This window comes from Pseudomonas sp. IT-P218, from assembly GCF_949767605.1.
GTDB classification, from domain to species: Bacteria; Pseudomonadota; Gammaproteobacteria; order Pseudomonadales; family Pseudomonadaceae; genus Aquipseudomonas; species Aquipseudomonas putida_AE.
This window is the reverse complement of the sequence record NZ_CATKQQ010000017.1, coordinates 18,453-43,809: the sequence shown is the minus strand read 5'-3', so window position 1 is coordinate 43,809 and position 25,357 is coordinate 18,453. Positions and strand designations below refer to the sequence as shown.

General features: G+C 59.5%; 25 protein-coding genes and 3 pseudogenes. 8 read left to right on the top strand and 20 right to left on the bottom strand.

From position 1 onward, the window contains the following. The first annotated feature begins 278 nt into the window (after positions 1 to 278). A complete protein-coding gene (locus tag ACM6I6_RS13415; RefSeq protein ID WP_414920027.1) occupies positions 279 to 1,727 on the top strand; it encodes an MFS transporter in 1,449 nt (482 codons plus the stop codon). Positions 1,728 to 1,733: 6 nt separating this feature from the next. On the opposite strand, the gene ACM6I6_RS13410 is transcribed toward ACM6I6_RS13415, so the two are convergent. The 6 genes and pseudogenes from ACM6I6_RS13410 to ACM6I6_RS13385 form a co-directional block, all read right to left on the bottom strand. Next, positions 1,734 to 2,660 (bottom strand): transporter, encoded by a 927-nt coding sequence (locus ACM6I6_RS13410; RefSeq protein ID WP_414920026.1) that lies wholly within the window; start codon positions 2,658 to 2,660, stop codon positions 1,734 to 1,736. A 205-nt stretch (positions 2,661 to 2,865) separates the two neighbouring features. Beyond that, positions 2,866 to 3,012 (bottom strand): annotated as a pseudogene (locus tag ACM6I6_RS13405) (helix-turn-helix domain-containing protein); the annotation flags it as partial. Positions 3,013 to 3,014: 2 nt separating this feature from the next. Then, positions 3,015 to 3,383 carry a DUF86 domain-containing protein gene (locus ACM6I6_RS13400; RefSeq protein ID WP_323607663.1) on the bottom strand — a complete coding sequence of 123 codons (369 nt, stop codon included), beginning with the start codon at positions 3,381 to 3,383 and terminating at the stop codon, positions 3,015 to 3,017. Beyond that, positions 3,380 to 3,670 (bottom strand): nucleotidyltransferase family protein, encoded by a 291-nt coding sequence (locus ACM6I6_RS13395; protein WP_323607664.1) that lies wholly within the window; start codon positions 3,668 to 3,670, stop codon positions 3,380 to 3,382. Before ACM6I6_RS13395 ends, ACM6I6_RS13400 begins: the two co-directional genes overlap by 4 nt. Before the next feature lie 253 nt (positions 3,671 to 3,923). After that, on the bottom strand, positions 3,924 to 5,276 hold the full coding sequence (gene gudD / locus ACM6I6_RS13390) for a glucarate dehydratase (protein WP_414920025.1): 1,353 nt from the start codon (positions 5,274 to 5,276) through the stop codon (positions 3,924 to 3,926). A gap of 42 nt (positions 5,277 to 5,318) precedes the next feature. Continuing rightward, positions 5,319 to 6,686, bottom strand: coding sequence for an MFS transporter (locus ACM6I6_RS13385; protein ID WP_274076365.1), 1,368 nt, complete (start codon positions 6,684 to 6,686; stop codon positions 5,319 to 5,321). A 398-nt stretch (positions 6,687 to 7,084) separates the two neighbouring features. On the opposite strand from ACM6I6_RS13385, the gene ACM6I6_RS13380 reads away from it, so the two are divergent. Continuing rightward, complete coding sequence (locus ACM6I6_RS13380) at positions 7,085 to 7,795, top strand: FadR/GntR family transcriptional regulator (protein WP_274076466.1); 711 nt, start codon at positions 7,085 to 7,087, stop codon at positions 7,793 to 7,795. Positions 7,796 to 7,968: 173 nt separating this feature from the next. Here ACM6I6_RS13380 and ACM6I6_RS13375 read toward each other — a convergent pair whose 3' ends face one another. From ACM6I6_RS13375 to ACM6I6_RS13365, 3 genes are all read right to left on the bottom strand, one after another. Then, positions 7,969 to 9,264 (bottom strand): OprD family porin, encoded by a 1,296-nt coding sequence (locus ACM6I6_RS13375; protein ID WP_414920024.1) that lies wholly within the window; start codon positions 9,262 to 9,264, stop codon positions 7,969 to 7,971. A gap of 129 nt (positions 9,265 to 9,393) precedes the next feature. Next, positions 9,394 to 9,849: a type II 3-dehydroquinate dehydratase gene (locus tag ACM6I6_RS13370; RefSeq protein ID WP_323607667.1), complete on the bottom strand. Its 456-nt coding sequence runs from the start codon at positions 9,847 to 9,849 to the stop codon at positions 9,394 to 9,396. A 15-nt stretch (positions 9,850 to 9,864) separates the two neighbouring features. Next, on the bottom strand, positions 9,865 to 11,220 hold the full coding sequence (locus tag ACM6I6_RS13365; protein WP_274076368.1) for an MFS transporter: 1,356 nt from the start codon (positions 11,218 to 11,220) through the stop codon (positions 9,865 to 9,867). A gap of 158 nt (positions 11,221 to 11,378) precedes the next feature. Between ACM6I6_RS13365 and ACM6I6_RS13360 the strand changes: the two genes are divergently transcribed. Beyond that, complete coding sequence (locus ACM6I6_RS13360) at positions 11,379 to 12,263, top strand: LysR family transcriptional regulator (RefSeq protein WP_274076369.1); 885 nt, start codon at positions 11,379 to 11,381, stop codon at positions 12,261 to 12,263. Positions 12,264 to 12,299: 36 nt separating this feature from the next. Here the strand turns inward: ACM6I6_RS13360 and pcaG are convergent, their stop codons facing one another. The 3 genes from pcaG to pcaQ form a co-directional block, all read right to left on the bottom strand. Then, positions 12,300 to 12,902 (bottom strand): protocatechuate 3,4-dioxygenase subunit alpha, encoded by a 603-nt coding sequence (pcaG, locus tag ACM6I6_RS13355; RefSeq protein WP_414920023.1) that lies wholly within the window; start codon positions 12,900 to 12,902, stop codon positions 12,300 to 12,302. Positions 12,903 to 12,914: 12 nt separating this feature from the next. Beyond that, positions 12,915 to 13,634, bottom strand: coding sequence for a protocatechuate 3,4-dioxygenase subunit beta (gene pcaH / locus ACM6I6_RS13350; RefSeq protein WP_414920022.1), 720 nt, complete (start codon positions 13,632 to 13,634; stop codon positions 12,915 to 12,917). A gap of 121 nt (positions 13,635 to 13,755) precedes the next feature. Further along, positions 13,756 to 14,685: a pca operon transcription factor PcaQ gene (pcaQ, locus tag ACM6I6_RS13345; RefSeq protein ID WP_274076372.1), complete on the bottom strand. Its 930-nt coding sequence runs from the start codon at positions 14,683 to 14,685 to the stop codon at positions 13,756 to 13,758. A 200-nt stretch (positions 14,686 to 14,885) separates the two neighbouring features. Between pcaQ and ACM6I6_RS13340 the strand changes: the two genes are divergently transcribed. After that, on the top strand, positions 14,886 to 15,788 hold the full coding sequence (locus ACM6I6_RS13340) for a universal stress protein (RefSeq protein ID WP_274076373.1): 903 nt from the start codon (positions 14,886 to 14,888) through the stop codon (positions 15,786 to 15,788). 85 nt (positions 15,789 to 15,873) lie between these two features. On the opposite strand, the pseudogene ACM6I6_RS13335 reads toward ACM6I6_RS13340, so the two are convergent. Both ACM6I6_RS13335 and ACM6I6_RS13330 read right to left on the bottom strand, forming a co-directional pair. Beyond that, positions 15,874 to 15,966, bottom strand: a pseudogene (locus ACM6I6_RS13335) (hypothetical protein); the annotation flags it as partial. A 33-nt stretch (positions 15,967 to 15,999) separates the two neighbouring features. Beyond that, on the bottom strand, positions 16,000 to 17,337 hold the full coding sequence (locus tag ACM6I6_RS13330; RefSeq protein ID WP_406591132.1) for an MFS transporter: 1,338 nt from the start codon (positions 17,335 to 17,337) through the stop codon (positions 16,000 to 16,002). A 245-nt stretch (positions 17,338 to 17,582) separates the two neighbouring features. Between ACM6I6_RS13330 and ACM6I6_RS13325 the strand changes: the two genes are divergently transcribed. Together ACM6I6_RS13325 and ACM6I6_RS13320 are read left to right on the top strand one after the other, a co-directional pair. Then, a complete protein-coding gene (locus ACM6I6_RS13325; protein ID WP_414920021.1) occupies positions 17,583 to 18,641 on the top strand; it encodes a Rieske 2Fe-2S domain-containing protein in 1,059 nt (352 codons plus the stop codon). Positions 18,642 to 18,715: 74 nt separating this feature from the next. Beyond that, the gene (locus ACM6I6_RS13320) at positions 18,716 to 19,666 is read left to right on the top strand and encodes a PDR/VanB family oxidoreductase (RefSeq protein WP_414920020.1); all 951 of its coding nucleotides are present in this window, start codon (positions 18,716 to 18,718) and stop codon (positions 19,664 to 19,666) included. 9 nt (positions 19,667 to 19,675) lie between these two features. Here the strand turns inward: ACM6I6_RS13320 and ACM6I6_RS13315 are convergent, their stop codons facing one another. The 3 genes from ACM6I6_RS13315 to ACM6I6_RS13305 all read right to left on the bottom strand — a co-directional run bounded on the left by ACM6I6_RS13315 (position 19,676) and on the right by ACM6I6_RS13305 (position 23,125). After that, on the bottom strand, positions 19,676 to 20,389 hold the full coding sequence (locus tag ACM6I6_RS13315) for a GntR family transcriptional regulator (protein WP_274076467.1): 714 nt from the start codon (positions 20,387 to 20,389) through the stop codon (positions 19,676 to 19,678). 84 nt (positions 20,390 to 20,473) lie between these two features. Further along, the gene (locus ACM6I6_RS13310) at positions 20,474 to 21,664 is read right to left on the bottom strand and encodes an OprD family porin (protein ID WP_274076468.1); all 1,191 of its coding nucleotides are present in this window, start codon (positions 21,662 to 21,664) and stop codon (positions 20,474 to 20,476) included. 126 nt (positions 21,665 to 21,790) lie between these two features. Beyond that, on the bottom strand, positions 21,791 to 23,125 hold the full coding sequence (locus ACM6I6_RS13305; RefSeq protein WP_274076392.1) for an MFS transporter: 1,335 nt from the start codon (positions 23,123 to 23,125) through the stop codon (positions 21,791 to 21,793). Positions 23,126 to 23,483: 358 nt separating this feature from the next. Here ACM6I6_RS13305 and ACM6I6_RS13300 point away from each other — a divergent pair. Next, positions 23,484 to 23,675, top strand: a pseudogene (locus ACM6I6_RS13300) (MFS transporter); the annotation flags it as partial. Here ACM6I6_RS13300 and ACM6I6_RS13295 read toward each other — a convergent pair. The 3 genes from ACM6I6_RS13295 to ACM6I6_RS13285 are packed head-to-tail and all read right to left on the bottom strand — an operon-like array spanning position 23,675 to position 24,718. Further along, the gene (locus ACM6I6_RS13295; protein WP_274076393.1) at positions 23,675 to 23,857 is read right to left on the bottom strand and encodes a DUF1289 domain-containing protein; all 183 of its coding nucleotides are present in this window, start codon (positions 23,855 to 23,857) and stop codon (positions 23,675 to 23,677) included. The pseudogene ACM6I6_RS13300 and the gene ACM6I6_RS13295 overlap by 1 nt on opposite strands. Positions 23,858 to 23,859: 2 nt before the next feature. Continuing rightward, on the bottom strand, positions 23,860 to 24,231 hold the full coding sequence (locus tag ACM6I6_RS13290) for a hypothetical protein (protein WP_323607684.1): 372 nt from the start codon (positions 24,229 to 24,231) through the stop codon (positions 23,860 to 23,862). A gap of 40 nt (positions 24,232 to 24,271) precedes the next feature. Further along, positions 24,272 to 24,718, bottom strand: coding sequence for an NUDIX hydrolase (locus ACM6I6_RS13285; protein WP_323607688.1), 447 nt, complete (start codon positions 24,716 to 24,718; stop codon positions 24,272 to 24,274). Between the two features lie 154 nt (positions 24,719 to 24,872). On the opposite strand from ACM6I6_RS13285, the gene ACM6I6_RS13280 reads away from it, so the two are divergent. After that, positions 24,873 to 25,325, top strand: coding sequence for a VOC family protein (locus tag ACM6I6_RS13280; protein WP_323607689.1), 453 nt, complete (start codon positions 24,873 to 24,875; stop codon positions 25,323 to 25,325). Positions 25,326 to 25,357: the final 32 nt, after the last annotated feature.

Here is a 25,357-nt window from a genome sequence, read left to right as displayed (position 1 = left end):
TTGTCAGGCGAGGAAGATGTCGGCTGTGCGGGCCTCTTCGCTGGCAAGCCAGCTCCTACAGGTTGTTGGGTGTTGCCGGGAATTGCGTCTGGCGGTGATCACCTTGTAGGAGCTGGCTTGCCAGCGAAGGCGGTTTGTCAGGCGAGGAAGATGTCGGCTGTGCCGGCCTCTTCGCTGGCAAGCCAGCTCCTACAGGTTTGTTGGGTGTGAATGTTGAACTCCCGATCCTGGGGCTGACTCCTAATTCACAACACACTGCACATGACCCAGTTGTGGCGATGACCCACCAACAAGCCGGCGCGATATTCCAAACCGATCTTCCAGCCCGCCTGGACCGCTTGCCGTGGGGCCGCTTTCACACCCTGCTGGTGGTCGCGCTGGGCATCACCTGGTTGCTCGACGGCCTGGAAGTGACCCTGGCCGGCTCGGTGTCCGGCGCGCTGAAAAACAGCCCCGACCTGCGCATGAGCAACTTCGATATTGGCCTGGCCGGTGGCATCTATATAGCCGGCGCCGTGGTCGGTGCCTTGCTGTTCGGCTGGCTGACCGATCGCCTCGGGCGGCGCAAACTGTTCTTCATGACGTTATGGCTGTATGTCGGCGCCACGGCGGCCACGGCGTTTTCCTTCAATCTGGAAAGCTTCCTGCTGTTGCGCTTCCTCACCGGCATGGGGATTGGCGGCGAATACACGGCAATCAATTCGACGATCCAGGAATTCACCCCGGCACGCTATCGCGGCTGGGTCGACCTGATCATCAACGGCACCTTCTGGTTAGGCGCAGCCCTGGGCGCCGGCGGGGCCATTGTCCTGCTCGACCCGCAGGTGGTCGGCGGCGACCTGGGCTGGCGCCTGTGCTTCGGCATCGGTGCCGCGCTGGGCCTGGTGATCCTGGTGATGCGCCTGTGGCTGCCGGAAAGCCCGCGCTGGCTGGTGATCCATGGTCGGCACGATGAGGCGCGACAGATCGTCGAAGGCATCGAAGCGCGTCTGCGCGAAGAAGGCCATGAACTGCCGGCCGTGACCGCTCAACCCCTGCGCCTGCACGCGCGGGACCATACGCCGCTGGCGGAGATCTTCCATACCCTGTTCGTCAGCTTCAGGCGCAGGGCGCTGGTGGGGATGACCCTGATGGCTGCGCAGGCGTTCTTCTACAACGCGATCTTCTTCACCTATGCGCTGGTGCTGACCGATTTTTACCAGGTGCCCGCCGAGCAGGTTGGTTGGTACGTATTGCCCCTGGCACTGGGCAATTTCTGCGGGCCGCTGCTGTTGGGGCGACTGTTCGACGTGATCGGCCGACGGGTGATGATCAGCTTCACCTACGCGACGTCCGGGATCCTGCTAGCGCTCAGTGGTTATGCCTTCGAGCAGGGCTGGCTGGATGTCACCCAGCAAGCCGCGGCATGGATGGTGATCTTCTTTTTCGCCTCGGCAGCGGCCAGTTCGGCCTACCTGACCGTGGCAGAAACCTTCCCCCTGGAAATCCGCGCCTTGGCCATCGCTGTGTTCTACGCGTTTGGCACTGGCCTGGGCGGCATCATCGGGCCGATGCTGTTTGGCCAACTGATCCAGACCCAGCAACGCGGCAGTCTGTTGATCGGTTATCTGATCGGCGCGGCGTTGATGTGTGTGGCGGCGCTGGTGCAAGGGGTTTGGGGCGTGGCGGCGGAGCGGCGGGCGTTGGAGCAGGTGGCCCGGCCGTTGTCCCAGGCTGCGGACCCATGAACAGAATCAAAGCCCACCGCCGAAGCGATACTGCCAGATCATGCCAACAGCATCGAATTCGCTGCCGGTGCGGGTATATCCGCCATTACTTGCATTGAGCTTGATCGAATGGTTGCGGTTCAACGGCAGCGTGAGGGTGCACCCGTAGCGGGAGTTTTCCTGATAATCGTGGTTACTGACCCCATCAACCGAGCTTTTACCACCTTCGAACCAGGTCGCATCCAGCGAAGCCCAGACACCGTTGTCAAATGCATAGATAAGATGCCCCTGTACCTGGTAGATCGGGTCCTGGGACAGTACGCGGTCGCCGAGTAATTGGTCATTGTCGGTGAAAAACGTGCCCGCGCCCGACAGTTCCAAGGTCACTTGCCCCACACGCTTGGAAACCCCGAGTTCAGGCTTGAACGACCAGCGATTGTTGCCCAGGTTAATCAGCCTGCTGTCGTCGTATTGGCCCAGTGGCGCCGTGACCGCCAGGCTGGCGCCGATGATCACATCCTGTTGGTAGCTGGGGAACTCGGCCAGGGACATCGCCGGGGCACCATATAGGTTGACCGAAAAACGAAACCTGGGGTCGATCAACCCGGTGACATCACGCTTCCTGGGCTCACCGGCAAGCAGCGCAGAGCCGGTCAATTTCGCCTCGGGCACGACGACATCGAACTTCCCCGAACGACCCCAGACGTCCAGGGACCGGGCAAAGGCGAACACGACCGTCTCGATCTTGAGCTTGGCATCTTCCAGCGGAATCGAGGGATTGGCCGTCACGTTGCCATGCAGATCGCTGTAGCCGAGGAGCAAAAAATTGATACCGACCGGCGTATTGGCATAGGACCTGGGCTCGAGATCCTCTGCCACTGCACCGGTGGCGAGCATGGCGAGCGAAGCGGATGTGAACCGAATCAACCTGACGACGTAGAGAGTGTGTTTCATCCACATTCGCTCGCTTGCTGTGAGGACCTCCGGGGTTCTATGAGTTGTAGCGCATCTGCATATGTTTGGCACATACAGCGGCCACCAGCACTGCACGGTCGCACTTGCAGTTTGATCGTATATCCCAGGTCGATCGGTGCCTGGGCATTCCGTTTATTGGATGGGAGGTAATAGCGAATCGGGATAGAATCTGGAAGAAGACCGATTACTGCAAGGGGTCGTCAAAGAACGCGGAATTTAGAGTACGCTCAGCGTGCGCAGTGGCGGGTACCCAGCGATGCAGCGTAGGAACGGACACGCCATGTTTCTTGGACACGTCCTTGTTCGGAACGCCACTTGCCAGCAAATTTTTATTTAAATGTTGCTTTTGTTGTCTGCGTCTTCGAGAACGCTGGGGAGCTGCGTCAACAATTCCGGCAACGCGGTTTTAACCGTCTCCCATACGACATCCAGGTTGATATCGAAGTACCCGTGAGCAATACGGTTGCGCATCCCACGCATGCTGCGCCATGGCACTTGCGAGTGTTCTAGAATGAACTCTGCGTAACCATCCATTACCTTTGTCGCCGCCTCTCCTATGATGATGAGGCTCATAATGATGGCTTGTTGCGTACGCTTGTCTTCAAGGAACTCGACTTTGTCCAAACCCTCTATGAAGCCACAGGCATCCACTGCGGCCTGTTGCATATGTCCGAGGTAATCAACCAGGCGATTCTCATTCATACTGGCTTGGCCTCTGCGAGGACCTGGCCTCGAAACTTCGACGGCAAATCGCTGGGAGTCAACAAATCAACATGGATGCCAAGCAGTGACTCCAATTCAACTTGTAAGCCACCCAGGTCAAACAGTGTTGCGCCGGGTAATGCATCGACCAGTAGGTCGAGGTCACTGCCATCCAGATCGGTACCGCGCAGCACCGACCCGAAGATACGTGGATTAGTCACGCGAAAGCGGCTCACCATTTCTCGGACGGCACTTCGCTTTAGGTCAAGCGCGAGTGAAGGGCGCATAGGGGCTTTTCCTTATCGAAACTCAATGAAGGCTAGGGGATCGAGAATAGTGTTTCAACAACTATTTTCGAGAACCTCAAGCCTTGGTTTCGGCGTGCCACTTGCGTCGTGGATTGGCCTCACGGAAACCCATGATTATATGAACGAGGAATCCGTATGCCGCGCCGCCCCGATCCTTTGCGCCCACTGAGCGCGCCGCTTGGTTAATGAACGATGCAGGGGAGGGACACTGCTGGTGCCCCCCCCCCATGAATCAGCGCACCAGGCAAGGCTGCTTGTTGTTGAAGCTCCACCCAGGCATCAGGAACTGCATGGCGACGCTGTCGTCCCGGGCGCCGAGGCCCATGCCTTTGTAGAGTTCGTGCGCCTTGGCCACGGCGTCCATGTCGATGTCCACGCCCAGGCCATGCCGGGTCGGAACCTTGACGTAGCCACCTTCGATTTTCAGCGGCTCTCGGGTCAGGCGCTGGCCGTCCTGCCAGATCCAGTGCGTGTCGATCGCGGTGATCTCTCCCGGTGCGGCGGCGGCAACTTGGGTGAACATGGCCAGGGAGATATCGAAGTGGTTGTTGGAATGAGAACCCCAGGTCAGGCCCCAGTCGTGACACATCTGGGCGACACGGACCGAGCCCTGCATCGTCCAGAAATGCGGATCGGCAAGCGGGATATCGACCGATTGCAGTTGAATGGCATGGCCCATTTCGCGCCAGTCGGTGGCGATCATGTTGGTGGCGGTCTTCAGGCCCGTGGCACGGCGGAATTCGGCCATGACCTCGCGGCCCGAGTAGCCGTTTTCCGCACCGCACGGGTCTTCGGCATAGGCGAGGGCGTGGTGCTGGTCCCGGCACAGGCGGATGGCTTCCTTGAGCGACCAGGCGCCATTGGGGTCAAGGGTAATGCGGGCGTCAGGAAAACGTTCGGCCAGCGCGGTGACCGCTTCGATTTCTTCATCGCCGCGCAGCACACCGCCCTTGAGCTTGAAGTCGTTGAAGCCGTATCGGGCCTTTGCGGCTTCGGCAAGGCGCACGACCGCTTCGGCGCTCATCGCTTTCTCATGGCGTAGCCGCAACCACTCGTCTTCAGCGTCGGATTCGTTGCGGTAGGCCAGGTCCGTGACAGTGCGGTCGCCGATGTAGAACAGGTAGCCGAGCATTTTCACTGCATCGCGTTGCTGCCCTTCGCCCAGCAATGCAGCCACCGGAACCTCGAGGAACTGACCCAGCAGGTCGAGCAGCGCGGCTTCCATCGCGGTCACCGCGTGAATGGTGATGCGCAGGTCGAAGGTCTGCAGGCCGCGACCCGCCGCATCACGGGAAGCAAAGGTGCTGCGCATCTGATTGAGGATGCGTTGGTACTGGCCGATGGGCTGGCCGATCACCAGGCTGCGAGCGTCTTCCAGGGTTTCGCGGATGCGTTCGCCGCCCGGTACTTCGCCCACGCCGGTGTGACCGGCACTGTCCTTGAGAATGACAATGTTGCGGGTGAAGAACGGCCCGTGGGCACCGCTCAGGTTGAGCAACATGCTGTCGTGCCCCGCGACGGGTACGACCTGAAAACTGGTGACGACAGGGGACTGGGTGGTGTTGGCAGTCTGTTCAGCGTTCATGGCAAATTCCTGCGTAATAAGGTCGGTCAGCGATCAATGGGTTCAGTGAGCTTTGCTCAGGGTCGCACCCGTTGCAGCGGCGTTTGGCGGCGTCAGCAGGGACGATGCTTTCGGCGAAGTCCTGGCGAAGAACACCAGGATCGCGGCGAGTACCGAAGTGCCGGCCAGCCCATAGAGGCCGCCCTGGATCGACCCGGTTGTCTGTTCCAGGAAGCCGAAGGTCGTGGGGGCGACGAAACCACCCAGGTTGCCAATCGAGTTGATCAGCGCGATGACGGCGGCGGCGATGCGGGCATCCAGGTAGCCCTGGGGGATTGGCCAGAACAGCGAAGACGCTGACTTGAAGCCGATTGCCGCGAAACAGATGGCGACGAAAGCGAAGATCGGCCCGCCGGTGGTGGACAGGAACATGCCAGCCGCTGCAATCAGCAGGGCAGTGGCGACCCATGCTTGCTGGAACTTGAACTTGCTCGACAGGGCGGCAAACGAGTACATGGCGATGATCGAGATCAACCAGGGAATCGAGTTGAAAAACCCGACCTGCACATCGCTCAGGTCGCCCATTTTCTTGATGATGCTGGGCAGCCAGAAGGTCGCTGCGTAGATCGTCAATTGAATGCAGAAGTACAAGGCGCAAAACAGCAGGATCTGACGATCCTTGAGGAGCTTGCCAATGGTCGGTTTCACGGTGGTCAGCGCTTCACGCTCGCGTTGCTCCTGATCGATGGCACCGACCAGTGCGTCTTGCTCTTCACGGGTCATCCACTTGGCATCATGAGGTTTGGAGTCAAGCCAGAACCAGACGAAAAAGCCCAAAAATACCGAGGCCAGGCCTTCGATGGCGAACATCCATTGCCAGCCGTGAAAACCGAAACCTTCGATCTGCAGCAGGGCACCCGACAGCGGGCCTGAAATCAGCGAGGCAACGGCCGAGCCACTGAGGAAGATGGCGATGGCCTTGCCGCGCTCGACGCCTGGCAACCAGCGGGTGAAGTAATAGATCACGCCAGGGAAGAAGCCTGCTTCGGCGACGCCCAGCAGAAAACGCAGGATGTAGAAGTGGGTTTCGTTCTGGATGAAGGCCATCAGCGTGGCGACGATGCCCCAGGTGAACATGATGCGGGTCAGCCAGATACGGGCACCGACTTTTTGCAGCAGCATGTTGGAAGGTACTTCGAACAGCGCATAGCCAATGAAGAACAGGCCTGCTCCCAGGCCATAGGCGGCAGCGCCTATACCGAGGTCATGTTCCATGTGGGTGCGCACGAAACCGATATTGACCCGGTCGATGTAGTTGAGGATGAACATGATCACGAACAGCGGGAGTACATGCCTCTTCACTTTGCTCACGGCGCGCGCGAGAACCGAATCACTTTCTGGAACCACAGATGCATTGCTTGAATTGTTCACAATTCAAATCTCCCACTGATTATTTTTATGCGGGTTTTAGCGTCACACCGGCGGCTTGTTGGGATCTTTGATGCGCCTTGTGTTGATAGACATCATACAAGTGGATTTTCTACTTCGCAATGCGAGGGTTTGCGTTTTTGTCGTCGTACTGCGCGATGAGAAATAGCTTACTGTGCATTTTGACTAGTATTGGCTAGTGTTTATGCCATGAATTGAGTTTGTGCGGTGAGGTTTTTTACGTCGATCAGAGGAGAAGGCTGTCACTCGGTTTTCGGTTGATAGGTGTGTTGTCATACAAGCTAGGGCCGTGTTGGCCCAACGAAGTACGTGCACAGTTCGCCAGGGAGTCACGGGTGGGTGTTAAGCTCTCAAGAGCGAAATTCTGTGGACTCAAATCTATGCAAATTGAAAGCGGAACCCCTGTCCGTAGACGATCCGCCAACCTGGCCCAGGGTGTGGTCGAAGCACTGACCCAGCGTATTTTGCTCGGACAATTGAAACCGGGCGAAAAGCTGCCCTCGGAATCCACCATCGTTCTCGAGCATGGCGTAAGCCGCACCGTTGTCCGGGAGGCGATCTCCAAGCTGCAAGCTTCGGGGTTGGTCGAGACACGACACGGCATCGGCACGTTTGTGCTGGAGCAGCAATCGCAGCCAGGGCTACGCCTGCATGTGGATACGGTCGCCAGTGTCAGGAGCATGCTGGAGTTGAGGCTGGGCCTGGAAGTGCAGGCTGTTGCGCTGGCGGCTGTTCGTCGAACTGACGATCAGCTCGCTCGCATGCGCCAGGCCTTGACTGATTACCAGGCTTCGCTGGCTAACAACGACAGTTGCGTCGAGGAGGACAAGCGCTTTCACCAGATCATTGCCGAAGCCACCGGCAATACTTTTTTCACGGAAATCATGCAGCACCTGGGCAACGCCATGATTCCTCGTAACCAGGTGAAGGTCGACGAGCGTGGAAGCGCTGACTTTTCACAATTGGGGCATCTGGCGAGTCTGGAGCACGAAGCGATTTTCAACGCGATCAAGCGCCAGGATCCCGATGCAGCTCGGGCTGCGATGGTGCTGCACTTGACCAATAGTCGGGATCGGTTTTCGGGAAACTGAAAAATTGTTGCGCCAGATGGCGAAATTCAGCACGGCGTTCAGGTCCGTGCCAGCGGCTGAATGACGGCTTCCCGGCAAAGGTGGGATTCTGACCGCAAAGGTGAAAGGGGATCAGACAGCTGCGTGCGGTCCATAGCGTTTCGGATGCACGCAGCTTGCTCAACTCGACAGCACTACAGCAACGAAATCGGGTAGCTGATAAACAGTCGGTTTTCGTCAAACTCATTGGTGCTGAACGTTTTGCGAATGCTGGAGTTTCGCCATTTCACGGTCAGGTTTTTCAAGGCACCCGACTGCACGACGTAAGCCAGTTCCGATTCCCGGCCCCATTCCTTGCCATCGGTTATAGCGCCCGAGTGCACGTTGTCGCCACTCAAGTAACGATTCATCAGGGTCAGGCCAGGGACGCCGACCGTGACGAAGTTGAAATCGTGACGGACCTGCCAGGAGCGCTCCTGGGCGTTATCGAAACTGGAGTTGTAGCTGTCGTTGGCCAAGGTACCGCCGCTGGCACCGTTGACCCGCATCCACGCGGTATCGCCGGTGAGCTTTTGCAGGCCGACGTAAAACGTATTGCCGCCCAGTTTTGCCGAGAACAGGCCGAAGGCGGTCTTGTTGTCCATGTCGCCAGCCAGATGGGCACCGTCTTCCTTGCCGGTGAAAAAGCCCATGTTGGCGCCGAGCGTCCAGTCGCCCACGGGTTGGCTGTGGCTCAGGCTGAAGTACTGTTGCTGATAGATGTCCTTGAGTTCGTCGTACCAGAGCCCAACGGTCGTGCGCTTGTCGTTGAAGGTGTATTCACCGCCACCGAAGTTGAATCGATCGGAGGTGAACGCCGCTTTGCCGTTCATGGACATGTCTTCCATGCTCGCATCATTGCGCGGGCTGTTCTGTCTGATCTGACCGCCATACAACGTCAGCCCGCCGATTTCCTGGGAGGTGACCTGCGCGCCACGAAAGGTCTGCGGCAACGAACGACCATCATCGGAACGCAGGATCGGCAGGGTGCTGGCCCATTCGCCGACTTTTACCACCGTTTTTGAAACCTTGGCCTTGGCGGCAACCCCCAGCCGTCCGAAGTTGTCAGCGGGGCGCCCATCATCATGAACCGGCAAAAGCTGAGTGCCGGAGGTGCCTTTGCCGCCGTCGAGCTTCTGCGAATAAAGCCCCAGCACATCAACGCCGAACCCTACCGGCCCAGGGGTGTAGCCGGAGCGTGCATCGAGGATAAAGTTTTGCGTCCATTCCTCCGCCTTGTTCTGCGGTGCGGCACTGTTCGGGTAGGCGGGATTGACGAAGTTGCGATTGATGTAGGCATTGCGCAGATTGAGCGTGGCAGTCGAGCCTTCGATGAATCCGCTGTTTTCATCGGCGTGAGCGACAGTCGCCGAGCCGGCACTGAGTGCCAGGGCCAGGCCGATCAAAGAGTAAGGTGCGGGCACGTTGCGGCTGAAACGGGTGTGGCGCATGGGGGATGTCTCGCGGTGAATTATTATTTTTTTCAGGGTTTTTTGCAGTTGGCGACTGAATTTCAGGCGCAAGCGGCCCTGGCAACAATCTGCCAAGGGACCGCCGTGTGAGCGTCTGGGGAAGGGGTGTCAGTGGTTGGCAACCTGACGACGCAGCAAGTCGTCAATGGCCCGGATGGCGAGGGGATATCCATCGGCGCCCATGCCGCAGATCACCGCATTGACCACACCCGACATGATCGAGTGGCGATGCAGTTCGTCCCGTGCATGGATGTTCGACAGGTGCAGCTCAATCAGTGGTGCGTCGAGCAACTTCAGCGCATCCAGGACCGGAATCGAGTGAAACGAAAGGCCGGCCGGGTTGATGATCACGGCAGCGCCTTGCTCGAAGGCCTCTTGAATCCAGTCGACCATTACGCCTTCGTGGTTGGTCTGGCGAAAGTCGATGACCAGATCAAGCTCTTCGGCCAGCCTCTCACTGCGTTGGCGGATTTGTTCGAGCGTGGTGTGGCCGTAGATGTGCGGCTCACGACGACCCAGCAGGTTGAGGTTTGGGCCGTTGAGGATGAAGACGGTGCGGTTCATGGTCGTCCTGCTGCGTTATTTGGAAAGAATGGCGGTAGCGCGAGTGTCGATCTCGTCGTCTTTGGCGACAGCGTTCAGGTCGATGCCGCGGGTTTCCGGGCCGATGACGATCATGGCCAGCGAGATCAGGTTAATCACCGCACACAGCGTCACCAGAGGCCATGGCGAGTTGTTCGACTGGCTCATCAGATAGACCGCGATCATTGGCATAGGGCCGCCGATCACCAGGTTGGCGCCGGTGTAGGCCAGAGCCGAGCCGGAGTAGCGCACCTGGGTCGGGAAGGCTTCGGCGAAGGCCACCGGCTGGATGCCGCTCTGGAACTGGGTGAAGCCCAGGAACAGCCCCATGATTGCCATGATGGCGGGAACGTTCAGTGTGTTGAGGATCGGGAAGTACACGAACAGGATCAGCAAGGTCATGCACGAACCAAATGCCAACGCCTTTTTACGGCCCCAGCGATCGGACAGATAACCACCGGCCAGCGCACCGAAAATCGCACACATGTTAGCCACCATCAGCGACATGAAGCCTGTCGACTGGCTGAAGCCCAGATGCTTGGTCAGGTAGCTGAGGGAGAAAATCACGATCAGGTAGAACAGTGCAGCGGGCGAGCAGAAGAAAAACATCAGGCGCAGGATGGTTTTGTAATGGCTGCCCAGTGCGGATTTGAGCGGGCTCTTTTCCTGTTTGACCGGGGTCTTTTTCAACGCGACGAAGGCCGGGGTTTCATCGACTTTCAGGCGGATGAAGATCGCGACCACCACCAGTACGAAGCTCATGAGGAAGGGAATTCGCCAGCCAAAGCTTTCGAACTGCTCGCTTGAAAGCGTCGCCGCCAGGCCCATCAACACGCCGTTGGCCAATATCTGACTGAGCGGTGAGCACAGGCCGAGCATGCCGGAATAGCGGCCGCGGCGATCGGGGGTGGCGTGTTCCAGCGCCATCAGTTGCGCACCGGTGGACTCCCCACCCAGCGCGAAGCCCTGGATGATCCGCAGCAACACCAGCAGGATCGGCGCCCAGATGCCAACCTGACCGTAGGTGGGCAACAGGCCCATCAATACCGACGCCAGGCCCATCATGCTCACGGTGGCCAACATCAGGTTGCGCCGGCCCAGTTTGTCACCGAGGTAGCCGCAGGTAATGGCGCCCAATGGCCGAGCGGCCAGGCCGACACCGAAGGTTGCCAGCGACGCGAGCAGGCCGGCTGTCGGCTCCATGGCCGGGAAAAACAGCTTGGGCAGGATCGTCGCCGACACCGCGCCATACAGCGTGAAGTCAAACCATTCCAGGGCGGTGCCGATCGTTGCGGCGGTCACCGCTTTGCGAGGCATGCGCGAATCATGAGTCTCTTGATGGGGTGTGCTCATAAAGGTGCTCGTCATTGTTTTTATGGTGTCGGGATACCCATACGATTTCGATGCAGCTGCAAGGAATCGTCGAAGTGAGTAGACGTTAGCGCATCCCGCTTGCAAAATAATTATCGAAATCACGATAAATAGATAAGTCAGCCTTATGGGTAGCGATTATGGAACTGCGTCACCTGAAAGCCTTTGTGATCGCCGCCGACCTGCAGCACTTCAGCCGCGCGGCTGAACAACTGGGTATCGCGCAACCGGCCCTGAGCCAATTGATGCGCACGCTTGAGGCGGAGTTGGGGTTGGCATTGTTCCGGCGGGAAAACCGCGGCGTGGCGTTGACCGCTGCCGGCGAGGCGTTCCTGCCCCATGCCCGGCAGTCCATCGAGGCCAGCGAGCTGGCGATTGCCGCCGCCCGGCGTGCCCGGCGCGGTGAAGTCGGCGAAATCAATATCGGTTATCACTCGGCCCTGTTCGAGGCCAATTTGCCGCAATTGCTGCGCCATTACTTCAGCACGTTTCCCGAAGTCAAAGTGTCCCTGGTGGACGCCGGTATTCGCGCGCAGTTCGACATGTTGCTCGACCACAAGCTTGACCTGGCCTTTGCCAGGGTGTTCAAGGATCACCTGCCGGACCGGCTGCGCACCCATCACTTCAGCCAATCCAGGCTCGTCCTGCTGATCCCGGACAACCATGAACTGGCGGACAGTTTTACCGGTGAACTGGCGACACTGCGGCATGAGAAGTTCGTGTTCTTGCAGGACAGCGCCGGCATTGGCCTGACCTCCCACACGCTCCAGGCCTGCCGGCAAAACCAGCTGCACCCCGAGAACATCATGCATGTGCCATCGCTGATGAGCATTCCCGGGCTGGTGGCCGCGGGTATCGGCCTGAGCATCGTGCCCGAAACAATGACCCGGCTGACCATGCCCGGCATACGGATCGTGCCCCTGGCGCAACCGGAAATGGTCAGTGAACTGTCGCTGATTTCACGGATTGATGAACGATCGAGCGCGGTTTTGCATTTTATCGAAGAGGCCCATGGGTGGGGGTGACCTTTCCCATGGGGCGGTGTTCACTGTCATGCGTCGTCAGAAGTCGAAGAACACGGTTTCCGCTTCGCCTTGGACATGGATATCGAAGCGGTACGCCAGCTGGCCATCGACCGTGCAGCGCCGGGCGATCAGGGATTCGCGCCGATGGGGTTGTTCGATCAGGTTCAGCACGGGATCCACGGCATTCGCCTCGGGTTCGTCGTCGAAGTACAGTCGGGTCTGCAAGTGAATGTTGATGCCCCGGGCAAACAGCGCCACGTTGACATGCGCAGCCATGACCACGCCCGAGGCGTTTTTCACCACGCCAGGCTTCACGGTCTTGATCGTCCATTCACCGACATCGGTCGTCGCGGTGCGGCCAAAACAATTGAAGGGTTTTTCCAGGTCGAAAGCGCTGTCGTAGACGCCTTCGTGATTGGCCTGCCAGCACTCCAGGAAGGCGTCGCGAATCAGGTGGCCATTGCCGTCATACACGTGGCCCAGCAATAAAATGTGCTCACCTGGCGCGCCGGGTCTGGCCATTTCATTCCAGATTTCCTGCTCACGCGGCGCGTTGCCGGCAGCTTCCAGCGCCAGGCCGATATGGACATAGGGGCCGGCGGTTTGCGACGGGGTTTCAGGCAGCAGTTGAACGGGCATGTGCAGGCCTCCTCAGCAGTTTTCGAAGTGGGTCTTGCGCTGACCGCGCAGGACGATATCAAAACGATAAGCCAGGCAATCCATGGGATTGGCCATGCCCATGTCCAGCCGGGCGATCAGACTCTGCACCGCGTCCTGATTGGCGATCGACTTGACGATCGGGCACATGGGGATCAGCGGATCACCTTCGAAATACAGCTGGGTAATCAGGCGCGTGGCAATCGACGGGCCACTGATGGAGACATGGATATGCGCAGGGCGCCAGTCGTTGGGGCCGTTGCGCCATGGGTAGGGGCCGGGTTTGACGGTGCGGAAGCTGTAGTTGCCATCGCGGTCGGTCAACGCTCGGCCAACGCCGCCGAAGTTCGGGTCAAGCGGGGCCAGGTAGCTGTCTTTCTTGTGCCGGTAACGACCACCGGCATTGGCCTGCCACATCTCTACCAGGGTGTGGGGAATCGGCTTGCCGTACTGATCGCAAACCCGGCCCGCCAGGATGATGCGTTCGCCGATGGGCAGGCCGCCATGATTGAAATTCAACAGCAGATCGTTATCGTGCCGGCCCATTTGCAGATGGGAACAATCCGGGCCGCTGGTTTCGGATAAGGATTGCGGGATGCTCACCAGTGCCTGGCGGGGAGAGCGCAGGATCGAAGTCTTGTAGTCAGGCGTCAGGGCCTTGGGATGCCAATTACGGTCACGAATGACGAAGCGGCTGTCGTGCGCATCAGACATGTCGTTTTTTCCTGTTGTTATGGGTGGACAGAAGCCGGTACTGCGTTGGCAGCGTTCCCAGTTTCCGCTTGTACAACCCATCGCAAAATTGAAAAAATCGACCTTATGCATATCCAGATGGTTATGGATATTTGCCCTCACGATAGTCCTGCCCGACCTCGCGCAGTGCCTCCACACACCACTGCGCCGCTGGCGCCAGTGCCAATGCGGGATTGGTGCAGAACCCCACGGAACCACCAGGCTCACGCATCCCCAGGTCCAGCTCCACCAGCTCGCCTTGCCTCAAGTCCTGCCTGACAGCGTCCAAAGGCGCGACCCAGATGGCCTGGCTGCTTTGTACGTAGCGCCGACTCAGGGCCACCGACAGGGTTTCCAGGCGTTGGCGTGATGGGGTTATCCCGTGTTGCACAAACAGGCTGTCGGCGAATTTGCGGATCGTCGTTCCCGCCGACGGCAGTACCAACGGATAGTCCTCGAGATTTTTCTGCCCCGGCAGATCGGTGAGCACCGGATGGCCGCTACGCACCACCAAGGTCATGGATTCGCTGTAGAGGTGCTCGAACGCCAGCCCGAGAATCAGTGGGCTATCGGTCATCCTGCCCACTACAAGGTCCAGCTCACCGACACGCAACCGCGACAGCAGGTAGGCACTTGGGCCGGTCACGACACTGACCACCAACGCCGGGTGGCGCTCGTGCAGACGGCACACCACTTCAGGCACCAACAGGCTTTCGACGGTGGACAGCACACCAAGCTGCACGCTGATGGGCTCATGCACACCAGAGCGCAAACTGTTGACCCCGTCACGCAACGATTGCACGCTCGGCCCTGCGTAGCGCAAAAAGGCCACACCGGCCTCGGTCAACGTCGAGCCCTTTTTACCCCGTTCAAACAGCGTGGCATCCAACAGGTTTTCAAGCTCCTTCAGGGTCTTGGAAAGCGCCGGCTGGCTGATTGCCAACTTGTCGCAGGCACGCGCCAGGCTGCCCTGGCGCGCCACCTCGAGAAAACACAGCAGATGACGGAATTTGATGCGGGTATCGATGTTCAATCGGTTCTCTGCCTTTGTGGTTTGGCCTCTATTATTGTTGGATTAGCAGCGTTTGTGTGGGTTGTCACCCGTGCCATTACGCAATTCAGGCGTATATTGGTGGTGTCGATCCAGACATTCGAGACGATAGTCAATCGTCGGTGGTGTGACACGCGATCGCGCAGGGGGGCCAGATTTCCCGGAGCGTTTGGAGGTGTTACGTGAGCCAGTATCAACGACTCTTACTGATAGCCGGTCCAGCCATGCGCCACACCCCGGCGTTGGAGCGAGCTGTCGCCATTGCCGAAGCCACAGGCGCGGCCCTGCATATCACGGTGTTTATCGAAGACTCCAACCTCCTGGGCTTGAGGAGCGCGGGTGCACGTTTTCGTGAAGCCTGCCAGCAAGAGAACGAAATATGGTTGAAGGATGAGGCCGATCTATTCCGCGAGCGCGGGGTCAAGGTGAGTACCGAAGTGCTTGTTACGCGAACCGCGCTGCAAGAAATACTTCTGCACGTGGCAGAAATGCAGCCGGATCTGCTTATCAAGGACGTGCAGCACGAGTCAGCGCTCAAGCGCGTTTTCATTACGCCTCTGGATTGGCACCTGTTGCGTGAATGTCCGGTGGCTGTGCATCTGGTCAGCGAAGTCAGGTGTCCACTTCCGCGGGTGGTAGTGGCGGCGGTCGATCCATCACAACCCGAGACTCAGATCACTGGCATCAACGAACGCATCATCCAGGCGGCAAACGGATTGGCGATGCAATGCAGTGCGCAACTGCATCTTTTGCATGCCTACGATCCATCGTCGACCCATATATCCGACGCAGGCGCCGGTGCCGTGACGATGCCCGGTTTCAGCAGCGAAGTGCGCAAGTCACTGCAAAAGAAATTTATCGCATTGGCCGACCACTACGGTGTGCCCACTGAGCGGCAACACTTCGTTGAAGGTCCACCAGGCAAAGCGCTGGCCGACTTTGCAGCGCATCACCGGGCCGATGTGATCGTCATGGGAAATGCCCACCGCAAGGGGCTGGGTAAATGGGTGGGCAGTACGACGGAGCATGTGCTGTATCAAGTGCCCTGTAACATTTTCGCCGTTACCGGGTCTGCGGATGAGTGAATGGATTCGCTATGAAATGACTCGCAAAGAGCGCCTCAGCGACTGGGGCGGGATTTTTCGTGGGCTATTCTGCTCGCTGTGCAATTCACAGCTTGTAGCCTATCTGCCGCAACAGGTTCTTGCGCCACAGGATGTCTTCGTCGCCCTCAATGTCAGTGGCACAGAAACCATCCCAGCCCACGCTGGCCAGCCCGCTGCTGGATTTGAGTTTTCAGGCCGCAGCCCTCACACCTGCGCCTTTGCCCTCTACCGGAACGTCATGCAGGGAAATCCGTGATGTCTCAGGCAATGCCAGTCCCCCCGCCAGCGCCAGCAAGGCAATCGCGATCAGGTAGAACGCCGGCGACAGGTTGCTGCCGGTGGTGCTGATCAGCCACGTGGCCACCAACGGCGCGGTGCCGCCGAAAATCGTGTAGGCCATGTTGTAGGTGATTGCCGAGGCGGTGTAGCGAGTGCGGGTCGGGAAGGTTTCCGAGAGCAGGGCCGCGGTGACCACGCCACACAACACCGCGCCGACCGCCAGGAGCATCACGCCGGCGACGGATGCTGCGAATGAGCCGGAGCTGGCCATCAGGAACGCCGGGTACACGGCCACGATCAGCAGCGCGCACGCGGTCATCACCGTCATTCGCCGCCCGACCCGGTCCGAATACAGCCCGGCCAGCGGGCAGATCGCTGCGGCGAACAGCAAGGCGATCAGTGACACCAGCAAGGCTGTTGCGCGACTCAGGCCACCCGCGACCTGCAGGTAGGTCGCGAAGTAGGTGGTGAACATGTAGAACGACAGCGCTGTGAGCGACACGAAGGCGCCCAGGCAACAGATGGCCGCGCCATGGTTGCGCAAGGTTTCCTTGAGTGGGGAGTGGGCGACGGCATGTTCCTCGGTCACCGCCTGGAAGGCCGGTGTCTCATCGAGCTTCCAGCGCAGGTACAAACCCACCAGGCCCAGCGGCGCGGCAATCAGGAACGGCAGGCGCCAGCCCCAGCTGCCCATCGCTTCGGCGGATAAAGACGCCTCGAGTGCGTAGGCCACCACGGCTGCCGCGGCGAAGGCGGAGAACGTCGATACCGGGATGAAGCTGCCGTACCAGGCGCGTTTATCGCTCGGTGCATGTTCCATCAGGTAGGCGCAGGCACCGGCGTATTCACCGCCGGCGGAAAAGCCCTGGGCGCAACGGATCAACGACAGAAGAATCGGCGCCGTGACCCCGATCGCGGCATAAGTGGGCAGCAGGCCGATCAGGGTCGTCGCACCGGCCATCAGCAGAATCGTCATCGCCAGGGTGCGCTTACGGCCGATCCGGTCGCCCAGCATGCCGAAGAAAATCCCGCCGAGGGGTCGAAACGCAAACGCCACGGCAAACACCGCAAAGGTCTTGAGCAGCGCGGCGCTGGCATCGCCGCTGGGGAAAAACTGCTGGGCGATGGTCGTGGCCAGGAAGCCGTAGACGGCGAAGTCGAACCACTCGACGAAATTGCCGATGCCGGCAGCCACGATCACTCTTCTCAGGGTTTTCGGGCTGACTTGTTCCGTAGTTGTGCTCGTCATGCTTGACCTCGACAGTTCGTCAGTAAGCTAACGATTATCGAGGCAGGCGCTGCAGCGGTTGGCTTCAAAAGTGTCATCCACGTAGTCAGGACCGACTTCGCCGGCATCAAGTGTGCGAAAGGTTGAAATCACTACTTTGGCTTTAATGGATCCATTAATATTCAAATAGCAGCAAAAAGCTTGACGTATGTCAGGATTATCCGATCAAATGGATCCATAAAAACAAGCCTGTCCGGAGAATCCCTATGTATCCGAAAAACATCTGGTATGTCGCCTGCACCCCTGAAGAGATCGCTTCCAAGCCCCTGGGGCGGCAGATATGCGGTGAGAAAATCGTTTTCTATCGTGGGCAGGAAGGGCGGGTGGCCGCCGTCGAGGATTTTTGCCCACACCGCGGCGCCCCCCTTTCGCTGGGGTATGTCGAGAACGGCAACCTGGTCTGTGGCTACCACGGGCTGGTCATGGGCTGTGATGGTAAGACCGTCGAAATGCCGGGGCAGCGCGTACGGGGTTTTCCGTGCAACAAGACTTACGCCGTTGAAGAGCGATACGGTTTCATCTGGGTCTGGCCGGGTGAGCAGGACAAGGCTGACCCTGCGCTGATCCATCATCTGGAATGGGCGGTCAGCGATGAATGGGCCTACGGTGGCGGGCTGTTCCACATCAATTGCGACTATCGACTGATGATCGATAACCTGATGGACCTCACCCACGAAACCTACGTGCACGCCTCGAGCATCGGCCAGAAAGAGATCGATGAAGCGGCGCCGGTCACCACCGTCGAGGGTGACGAGGTGGTTACCGCCCGGCACATGGAAAACATCATGGCGCCGCCGTTCTGGCGCATGGCCCTGCGGGGCAACAACCTGGCCGACGATGTGCCGGTGGACCGCTGGCAGATCTGCCGCTTCAGTCCGCCCAGCCACGTGCTGATCGAGGTGGGCGTGGCCCACGCCGGCAAGGGCGGTTACAACGCCGAGCCGCAACACAAGGCCGCGAGCATCGTGGTCGACTTCATTACCCCGGAAACCGAGACGTCGATCTGGTACTTCTGGGGCATGGCGCGCAATTTCAATCCGCACGACGAAGAACTGACCGCGACCATCCGCGAGGGCCAGGGCAAGATCTTCAGCGAAGACCTCGACATGCTCGAACAGCAGCAGAAGAACCTGCTGGCCAATCCCCAGCGCAACCTGCTCAAGCTCAATATCGATGCCGGTGGTGTGCAGTCCCGGCGCGTGCTGGAGCGCATCATCGCCCGTGAGCGCGCGCCGGCTGTCGAGCTGATTGCCACGGCCAACTAGCTCGAGCGCTACGCCAGTCCACTCCCATTGATCCTGTTCACGGCCACTGCGGTGGCCGGTCTTGAAGGTGCGCCATGATTGAAGTCGTCGTGACATCCCGCAACAACGAAGCGCTGGATATCTGCAGCTACGAGTTGGCCTGCGCACAAGGCGGGCAATTGCCCGGTTTCAGTGCCGGGGCCCACATTGACGTGCACTTGCCTGGCGGGCTGATCCGCCAGTACTCGCTGTGCAATCACCCGCAAGAGCGCCATCGCTACCTGATCGGCGTGCTCAAGGACACCGCCTCGCGCGGCGGTTCCCAGAGCCTGCATGAGCAGATCAACAGCGGCGACCGGCTGTTCATCAGTGAGCCTCGCAACCTGTTCCCGCTGGTGGCCGAGGGGCGGCGTAGCCTGTTGTTCGCCGGCGGCATCGGCATCACCCCGATCCTGTGCATGGCCGAGCATCTGGCCCACAGCGGCGCCGATTTCGAACTGCATTACTGTGCCCGCTCCAGTGAGCGTGCGGCGTTTGTCGAGCGACTCAAAAGTGCCTCCTTTGCCGATCGCGTGCACCTGCATTTCGACGAAGAGGCCGATTCGCGCCTGGATGCCGCCAGGGTACTGGCCCATCCGCGGCCTGACCTGCACCTGTATGTCTGCGGGCCTTCAGGCTTCATGCAGCATGTGCTCGACAGCGCCAAGGCCCAGGGCTGGAGCGACGAGCACTTGCACCGTGAATACTTCGCCGCGGTGCCGGTGGATACCAGTGCCGATGGGTCGTTCCAGGTCAAGCTGGCCGGCAGCGGGCAGGTGTTCGACATTCCGGCCGACAAGACGGTGGTCCAGGTGCTGGAAAGTCACGGCGTCGAGATTGCGCTTTCCTGCGAGCAGGGCATCTGCGGAACTTGCCTGACGCGTGTGCTGGAAGGGGTGCCGGAGCACCGTGACCTGTTCCTCACCGAAGAAGAGCAAGCAGCCAATGATCAGTTCACGCCTTGCTGTTCGAGGTCCAAGTCCAAGCTGTTGGTGCTGGACCTCTGATCCCGCCGATCACTCGCCGCGGGCGATCACTTTCATCCGGTCGCTGTTGCTGATCGCCCCGAAGACCTCGGCGTAACGCAGTGTCGCATTGGCGTGTTCGCGCATGATGGCTTCTGCGCGTGCGCCCTGGCGGCTGACCAGCGCGTCGAACACCGAGTGGTGTTGCATGTGCGCGAAGTTGAAGCGCCGGTATTCGCGCGCCAGGTCCTGGCGATCGATCGCCAGCGCCGACACTGAAGCGAAGGGGCGATGGTCGTTGCGCGCCAGGGCTTCGGCAATCGCCGGGTTGGCGCTGCTGTCGACGATCACCTGGTGAAAGCGCATGTTGAGGTCATGGAACGCCTCGAGGTCTTCTTCCGTCACGTAGCCCTTGTCGAACAGCGCATCGCCTTGCACCAGGCATTCGCGAAGCGCCGCCTGTGCTTCTTCACTTAAGCCGCGTTCGGCGCTCTGTCGCGCCGCCAGACCTTCCAGTACCCCACGCACCTCCACGGCGCCGGCGATATCGTCGGCACTCACCGAGCGCACCTGATAACCCCGGCCGCCATGGCGCACCAGCAAGCCTTCCTGCTCCAGGGTCAGGAACGCCATGCGCACCGGCATGCGCGAGACGCCGAAGCGTTCCGCCGTCGGGATCTCCATCAGCCGTTCGCCGGCCGCCAGCTCGCCTGAGGCAATCATTTTGCGCAGTGCGACCAGCACCATTTGACCCGGTTTGCTCATGCAGGCGACTTCCAGAAGTTGGTTCGCCATAGTAACGCAAGGAGGGGAGAGATACAGGGGCGACGAGCGCCCCTGGCGGGAGGATCAGAGGGAGAGGGGGTAACTGACGATGACGCGGGTCTGATCGAAGTCGCTGTTGAAACTGCGCCGGTTGGTGGCGTTGTTGACCCGCACGCTGAGGTTTTTCAGCGGGCCGCTTTGCAGGGTGTAGCTGACCTCGGTGTCGCGCTCCCATTCCTTGCCATTGCTGCCGGCCTTGGTGGTGGCGTTGTCGCCGTGACCGTAGCGGGTCATCAGCAGCAGGCCGGGGAGGCCGACGGCGACGAAGTTGTAGTCATAACGCGCTTGCCAGGAACGCTCGTCGGCGTTGCTGAAGTTGCCGTTGAACATGTCGTTGCCCAAGGTGCGCCCGCTGCTGCCATACACGGACATCCAGCCGGTATCGCCGCTGACCTTCTGCAGCCCCAGGTACAGGGTATGGCCACCCAGGTTGGCCGAGAACAGCCCGTAGGCGGTATGGCTTTGCACATTGCCGATCAGGGCGCTGCCGTCATCCTTGTCGATGAAGTAGCCCAGGTTCGCACCGAGGGTCCAGTCACCGACTTTCTGTTTATGCAGCAGGTTCAGATAGCTTTGCTGATAGATGTCTTCGAGCTGCGAATACCAGGCGCCGATCTGGGTCTGTTGTTCGTTGAAGCGGTATTCGGCGCCCGCATAGTTGAAGGCGTCCGACATGACGGTGGGCGCAGCCCAGGCCGAGAGGTCTTGCATGTTCGAGGAGTTGCGCAGGCTCACCGAGGTGTATTGACCGCCCTGCAGGCTCAGGCCGGGAAGCTCCCGGGACACCAGCATGGCGCCCTGGAAGGTCTGCGGCAGCAGGCGTCCGTCGTCGTAGCGCAGCAGGGGAATGTCCGGCATGAGCTCGCCAAGCATCAGCTCGGTGTCGGAAATACGCATTTTTGCCGCCAGGCCCGCGCGCCCGTAGTCGTCGGCGGCGCGACCATCGTCGTGCACCGGCAGCAGCTCCGAACCACTGCGTTGCGGGCCGCTGTCGAGCTTGACGCCCAGCATCGCGATACCGTCGAGGCCAAAGCCGACAACCCCCGGGGTATAACCGGAACTGAACTTGAGGATCGCGCCCTGGGCCCATTCTTCGATCTTGCTCTTGTTGGCGCCGGGATCGTTGAAGTCGCGATTGAAATAGTAGTTTCGCAGCGTCAGGCTGGTCTTGGAATCTTCGAAAAAACCGCTGCTTTCAGCGTGCGCCGAAGGCATCAGGGCAAGCGCTATTGCACCGCCGAGCAGGGCCCGGGGCGGGAGAGGGAAGCAAGTCATTATTGTTGTTTTCCTGGAGGATGGAGTCAGTAGCGAGGGCAGGGCCTCGCTACTGCTTTGTAATGGTCAGGCCTGACTGGGTTGGGCAGCCGGTTGCGCCGGTGCCTTGGGCCGCAGTTGCAGCAACACGGCAGCGGCAATCACGAAGACCACCGCAAACACCCCATACAGGTGCAGTGGCTGCCAACCGCTGTCGAGCAACAGGCCGGCGACGGTGGGCGACAGGATCGCGCCGATGCGCCCGATACCGATGCCCCAACCGACCCCCGTGGTGCGCACGGAAGCGTCGTAGACAATCGGCGACAGCGCGTACAAGCCCGCCACGCAACCGTTGGCGAATAGTCCGATCAGCAGGCCCAGGCCGAGTGCCATGGATACCGATGAAGCGGAGCCGACAAACAGCACCAGCAGGCCCGCGGTAATCAGCATGAACAGCGACAGCACCCGGGTCAGCCGCCAGCGCGAGGCCAGGCCGCCGATCAACGCGGCGCCGAAGATACCGCCGACGCTCAGCAGCACGCCGCCGCTGATGCCTTGCTGTGCCGACAGCCCTGCCGAGACCAGCAGCTTCGGCGTCCAGCTCATCACGAAGTAGAAGCCGAACATCACCAGGAAGAACAACAGCCAGATCAACAGGGTGGTGCGCCGTGAATCCGGCGAGAGCAACTGCGCCAGGCGGCCACGGCCTGAAGTCGGTGCCGAGAGGGCCACGGGCAGTTCGCGCAATGCGGGCTGGCCGAGGCGGGCGGCCAGGCGATTGATGCGGACCAGGGCATTTGCGGGGCGACGGGCGATCAGGAAGTCCAGGGATTCAGGCAAATACAGCAGCACCAAAGGAATCACCGCCAGGGTCACGGCGCCCCCGAAGATGAACACCGAACGCCAGCCAAAGTGCGTCAACAACCACACCGACAACAGCCCGCCCAAGGTCGCGCCCAAGGCATAACCGGTGGATTGCAGGCTCACCGCCAGCCCGCGCCAGCGCTTGTTGGCATATTCGCTGGCAATCACGTTGCTGCTGGCCAGGATTCCGCCGATCCCCAGCCCGGTCAACCCGCGCAGCAGCGCCAGTTGCAGCGGCGTCTGGCTGAGGGCCGACAACAGCATGCCGGCACCGGAAAGCAGCAGGCAAAACAGGATCAATGGCCGACGTCCATAACGATCCGCCCACGGCGCAATGAACAGCGAGCCTGCCGCCATGCCAAACAATCCGGCACTCAACAGCAAACCGATCTGCGCGCCATTCAAGCCCCATTCGGCAGACACCGAGGAAGCCGTGAAGGCCATCACCAGCACGTCGAAGCCATCGATCATGTTCAGGACAATGCAGATACCCACGGCCAGCCACTGGAAGCGCGCCATCGGGCGCTCATCTACCACGCTCTTCAGGTCGACACTCATGGCTGCCCCTCGAGACGAGGCTGGGTAAAGGTAAAGCGAGAAAGGCACACGAAGCTGGGTGCAAGCCGAAGCCCGAACCCGATTGAGAAGTCATTCATCCCGACACCCTTGTTATTTTTATGAGCGGGCAGGCGCTGTACCTGACACCGTGCAGTGCCAGTCAATCAATTTATGGATCCATTGAAAAGTGTGATTTTTTGGGGTTTTCACTTTTTTACTTTATTTATTCGATTAAATCCTTTTAAAACAAATAGTTAACTGTTTTCATAAACCGTTCGATTATCGGTCGATAATTATATTTCGTAGTAAAGGATCCAATGCGGAAGGATGTGAATCAGATCGCACGCGCCAGGATGGCTTGCGCGCGACCAATCTGGGCGTCGCGCTCGGATTGTTCCTGATGGCCAGCGCCACTTCATTGCCGGTATTTTTACTGGCGTGGTCAGTCATCGGAATCGGCATGGCGCTTGGTTTGTATGAAGCTTTATTCGCCTGTCTGGGGGCACTGCACGCGGAGCGCGCAGGCGGTGATTCGAAAGCAATGACCGTTCACCCACGTGCCTTCTTCAGCCCTTTCAAACGGACTTTCGCCCTTTGCACAGCGGCCATTTTTTCAGGCCGCTTCATGCGTTTCCACTGCCTGATGTCATCCTTGCTGCGCCCGCAGCTTACACACAGATCGCCGCTCAACTGGCAAATCGATATGCAGGGATTTTCGATTTCCTTGGCCATCGTCAATGACCCCTGGACGCGCCGAATTGCGCCAGGCGCTTGTTCCAATCACCACCATGGGTGCGTTGGCACTCCTCCTCGGAGTCGAAGCGGACAGTGTGATCTGATGGCTTGAGATCAATGTCTGCCTCCTTCAGTGCGATGGCCGTCAGCTCAAGAATCCGCACTTTCGCGCTCGCCTCGGCAAGTTTCTTGTCGGCCAGCGTTTCAAACACCCAGGTCACCCTCAGCGTTCGCGCAAGGTCGCTCAAGTCGGCCGTATGGGTGAGCCAGGTAAAGCCTTTGATTTCAGCTTTTGCTGTTTCGCAGGCGTCGGTCAGCGTCGCTATCAAGCGGCGCTCGATCCGTGCCAGTTCTCGTTTGCCCATGGGCATGGCGGCTCCTTTGTGGAAAAAAGTCTCGTTGCAAAGAGGCCTACTCAAGTAGCGACAGCGACTTGAGCAGATCCTGAAGGCCCTCAGGTACCAGAGGGGAGGCGAGGCTGAAATCCGTGCTGTCGCACCATCTGGCGATGAACGATGCCCCGTCGCTTTCGTGTCCTGTCAGTTCTTTTGCTTCGTAGACGCGTTCGTCATCGAATGTCGCGTCATAGACCTGAACGATTTCGTGCCCCGGCTTACCGGCATAGGTGAAGAGGCTTTCCAGTGTACCCAGCAGACGCACGCCATGAACCGACAAACCCAGCTCTTCCTGCACTTCCCTGACAATGGCATCGGCACTTCTTTCGCCAAACTCGATACCGCCACCGATGGGGCGGTAAAGGGTTCGTTGGTTTTCGTTGTCGTGGAACTGGTTGACCAGGATCTTGCCGTGATGATGAAAGATACAGAGGGCGAGAGGGCGGATGCGATGTTCGGACAACGGTGGAACTCCTTTGGGGTGTTGGACAAGTCCGTTTTGAAGTGGCAGTGATCGATGTAAGGAACCCGCGCATCAATCATGGTACAACCGGCCCTGGCAGAGAACGATAACGTTTTGCTGCCTGAGGTGTTCTACAACGACAAGGAGTCCCTTCATGAAGATGAACCCATTGGTTCCAGAGATGATTGTCTCTGACGTGCAACGCAGCCTGGCATTCTACTGCCAGGTACTTGGCTTTCAGGTTGAATACGAAAGACCTGAGCACAAGTTCGCTTTCCTGTCTTTCCAGGGCAGTCAATTGATGCTCGAAGAGGATGACTTGCAGGCGTCTCCCTGGCGGGTTGGTCCTCTGGAATCACCCTATGGCCGAGGGATGAATCTTTCGATCCGCTGCGCGGATGCCAACGCCTTGGCCAAGGCCATCGAAGGCGCCGGCATTGCACTGCGCAGACCCATTGAAGAGTGCTGGTACCGCGACAACGAGCGCGAGCATGGAGAGCTCAATTTCCTGGTGCTGGATCCGGATGGCTATCTGTTGCGATTCAATCAAAGCCTGGGTGTCAGGGCTGTCGACACTGGTCCCTTGCCCAACCGCAACCCGCTGTAGGAGCAAGCTTGCTCGCGATGGAGTCAGGGACA

Bases quoted from the DNA above. Each gene is read 5' to 3' on its own strand.
- ACM6I6_RS13415 (WP_414920027.1), top strand. From the start codon at position 279: ATGACCCACCAACAAGCCGGCGCGATATTCCAAACCGATCTTCCAGCC.
- ACM6I6_RS13410 (WP_414920026.1), bottom strand. From the start codon at position 2,660: ATGAAACACACTCTCTACGTCGTCAGGTTGATTCGGTTCACATCCGCT.
- ACM6I6_RS13400 (WP_323607663.1), bottom strand. From the start codon at position 3,383: ATGAATGAGAATCGCCTGGTTGATTACCTCGGACATATGCAACAGGCC.
- ACM6I6_RS13395 (WP_323607664.1), bottom strand. From the start codon at position 3,670: ATGCGCCCTTCACTCGCGCTTGACCTAAAGCGAAGTGCCGTCCGAGAA.
- gudD (WP_414920025.1), bottom strand. From the start codon at position 5,276: ATGAACGCTGAACAGACTGCCAACACCACCCAGTCCCCTGTCGTCACC.
- ACM6I6_RS13380 (WP_274076466.1), top strand. From the start codon at position 7,085: ATGCAAATTGAAAGCGGAACCCCTGTCCGTAGACGATCCGCCAACCTG.
- ACM6I6_RS13375 (WP_414920024.1), bottom strand. From the start codon at position 9,264: ATGCGCCACACCCGTTTCAGCCGCAACGTGCCCGCACCTTACTCTTTG.
- ACM6I6_RS13370 (WP_323607667.1), bottom strand. From the start codon at position 9,849: ATGAACCGCACCGTCTTCATCCTCAACGGCCCAAACCTCAACCTGCTG.
- ACM6I6_RS13365 (WP_274076368.1), bottom strand. From the start codon at position 11,220: ATGAGCACACCCCATCAAGAGACTCATGATTCGCGCATGCCTCGCAAA.
- ACM6I6_RS13360 (WP_274076369.1), top strand. From the start codon at position 11,379: ATGGAACTGCGTCACCTGAAAGCCTTTGTGATCGCCGCCGACCTGCAG.
- pcaG (WP_414920023.1), bottom strand. From the start codon at position 12,902: ATGCCCGTTCAACTGCTGCCTGAAACCCCGTCGCAAACCGCCGGCCCC.
- pcaH (WP_414920022.1), bottom strand. From the start codon at position 13,634: ATGTCTGATGCGCACGACAGCCGCTTCGTCATTCGTGACCGTAATTGG.
- ACM6I6_RS13330 (WP_406591132.1), bottom strand. From the start codon at position 17,337: ATGACGAGCACAACTACGGAACAAGTCAGCCCGAAAACCCTGAGAAGA.
- ACM6I6_RS13325 (WP_414920021.1), top strand. From the start codon at position 17,583: ATGTATCCGAAAAACATCTGGTATGTCGCCTGCACCCCTGAAGAGATC.
- ACM6I6_RS13320 (WP_414920020.1), top strand. From the start codon at position 18,716: ATGATTGAAGTCGTCGTGACATCCCGCAACAACGAAGCGCTGGATATC.
- ACM6I6_RS13315 (WP_274076467.1), bottom strand. From the start codon at position 20,389: ATGAGCAAACCGGGTCAAATGGTGCTGGTCGCACTGCGCAAAATGATT.
- ACM6I6_RS13310 (WP_274076468.1), bottom strand. From the start codon at position 21,664: ATGCCTTCGGCGCACGCTGAAAGCAGCGGTTTTTTCGAAGATTCCAAG.
- ACM6I6_RS13305 (WP_274076392.1), bottom strand. From the start codon at position 23,125: ATGAGTGTCGACCTGAAGAGCGTGGTAGATGAGCGCCCGATGGCGCGC.
- ACM6I6_RS13295 (WP_274076393.1), bottom strand. From the start codon at position 23,857: ATGGCCAAGGAAATCGAAAATCCCTGCATATCGATTTGCCAGTTGAGC.
- ACM6I6_RS13290 (WP_323607684.1), bottom strand. From the start codon at position 24,231: ATGCCCATGGGCAAACGAGAACTGGCACGGATCGAGCGCCGCTTGATA.
- ACM6I6_RS13280 (WP_323607689.1), top strand. From the start codon at position 24,873: ATGAAGATGAACCCATTGGTTCCAGAGATGATTGTCTCTGACGTGCAA.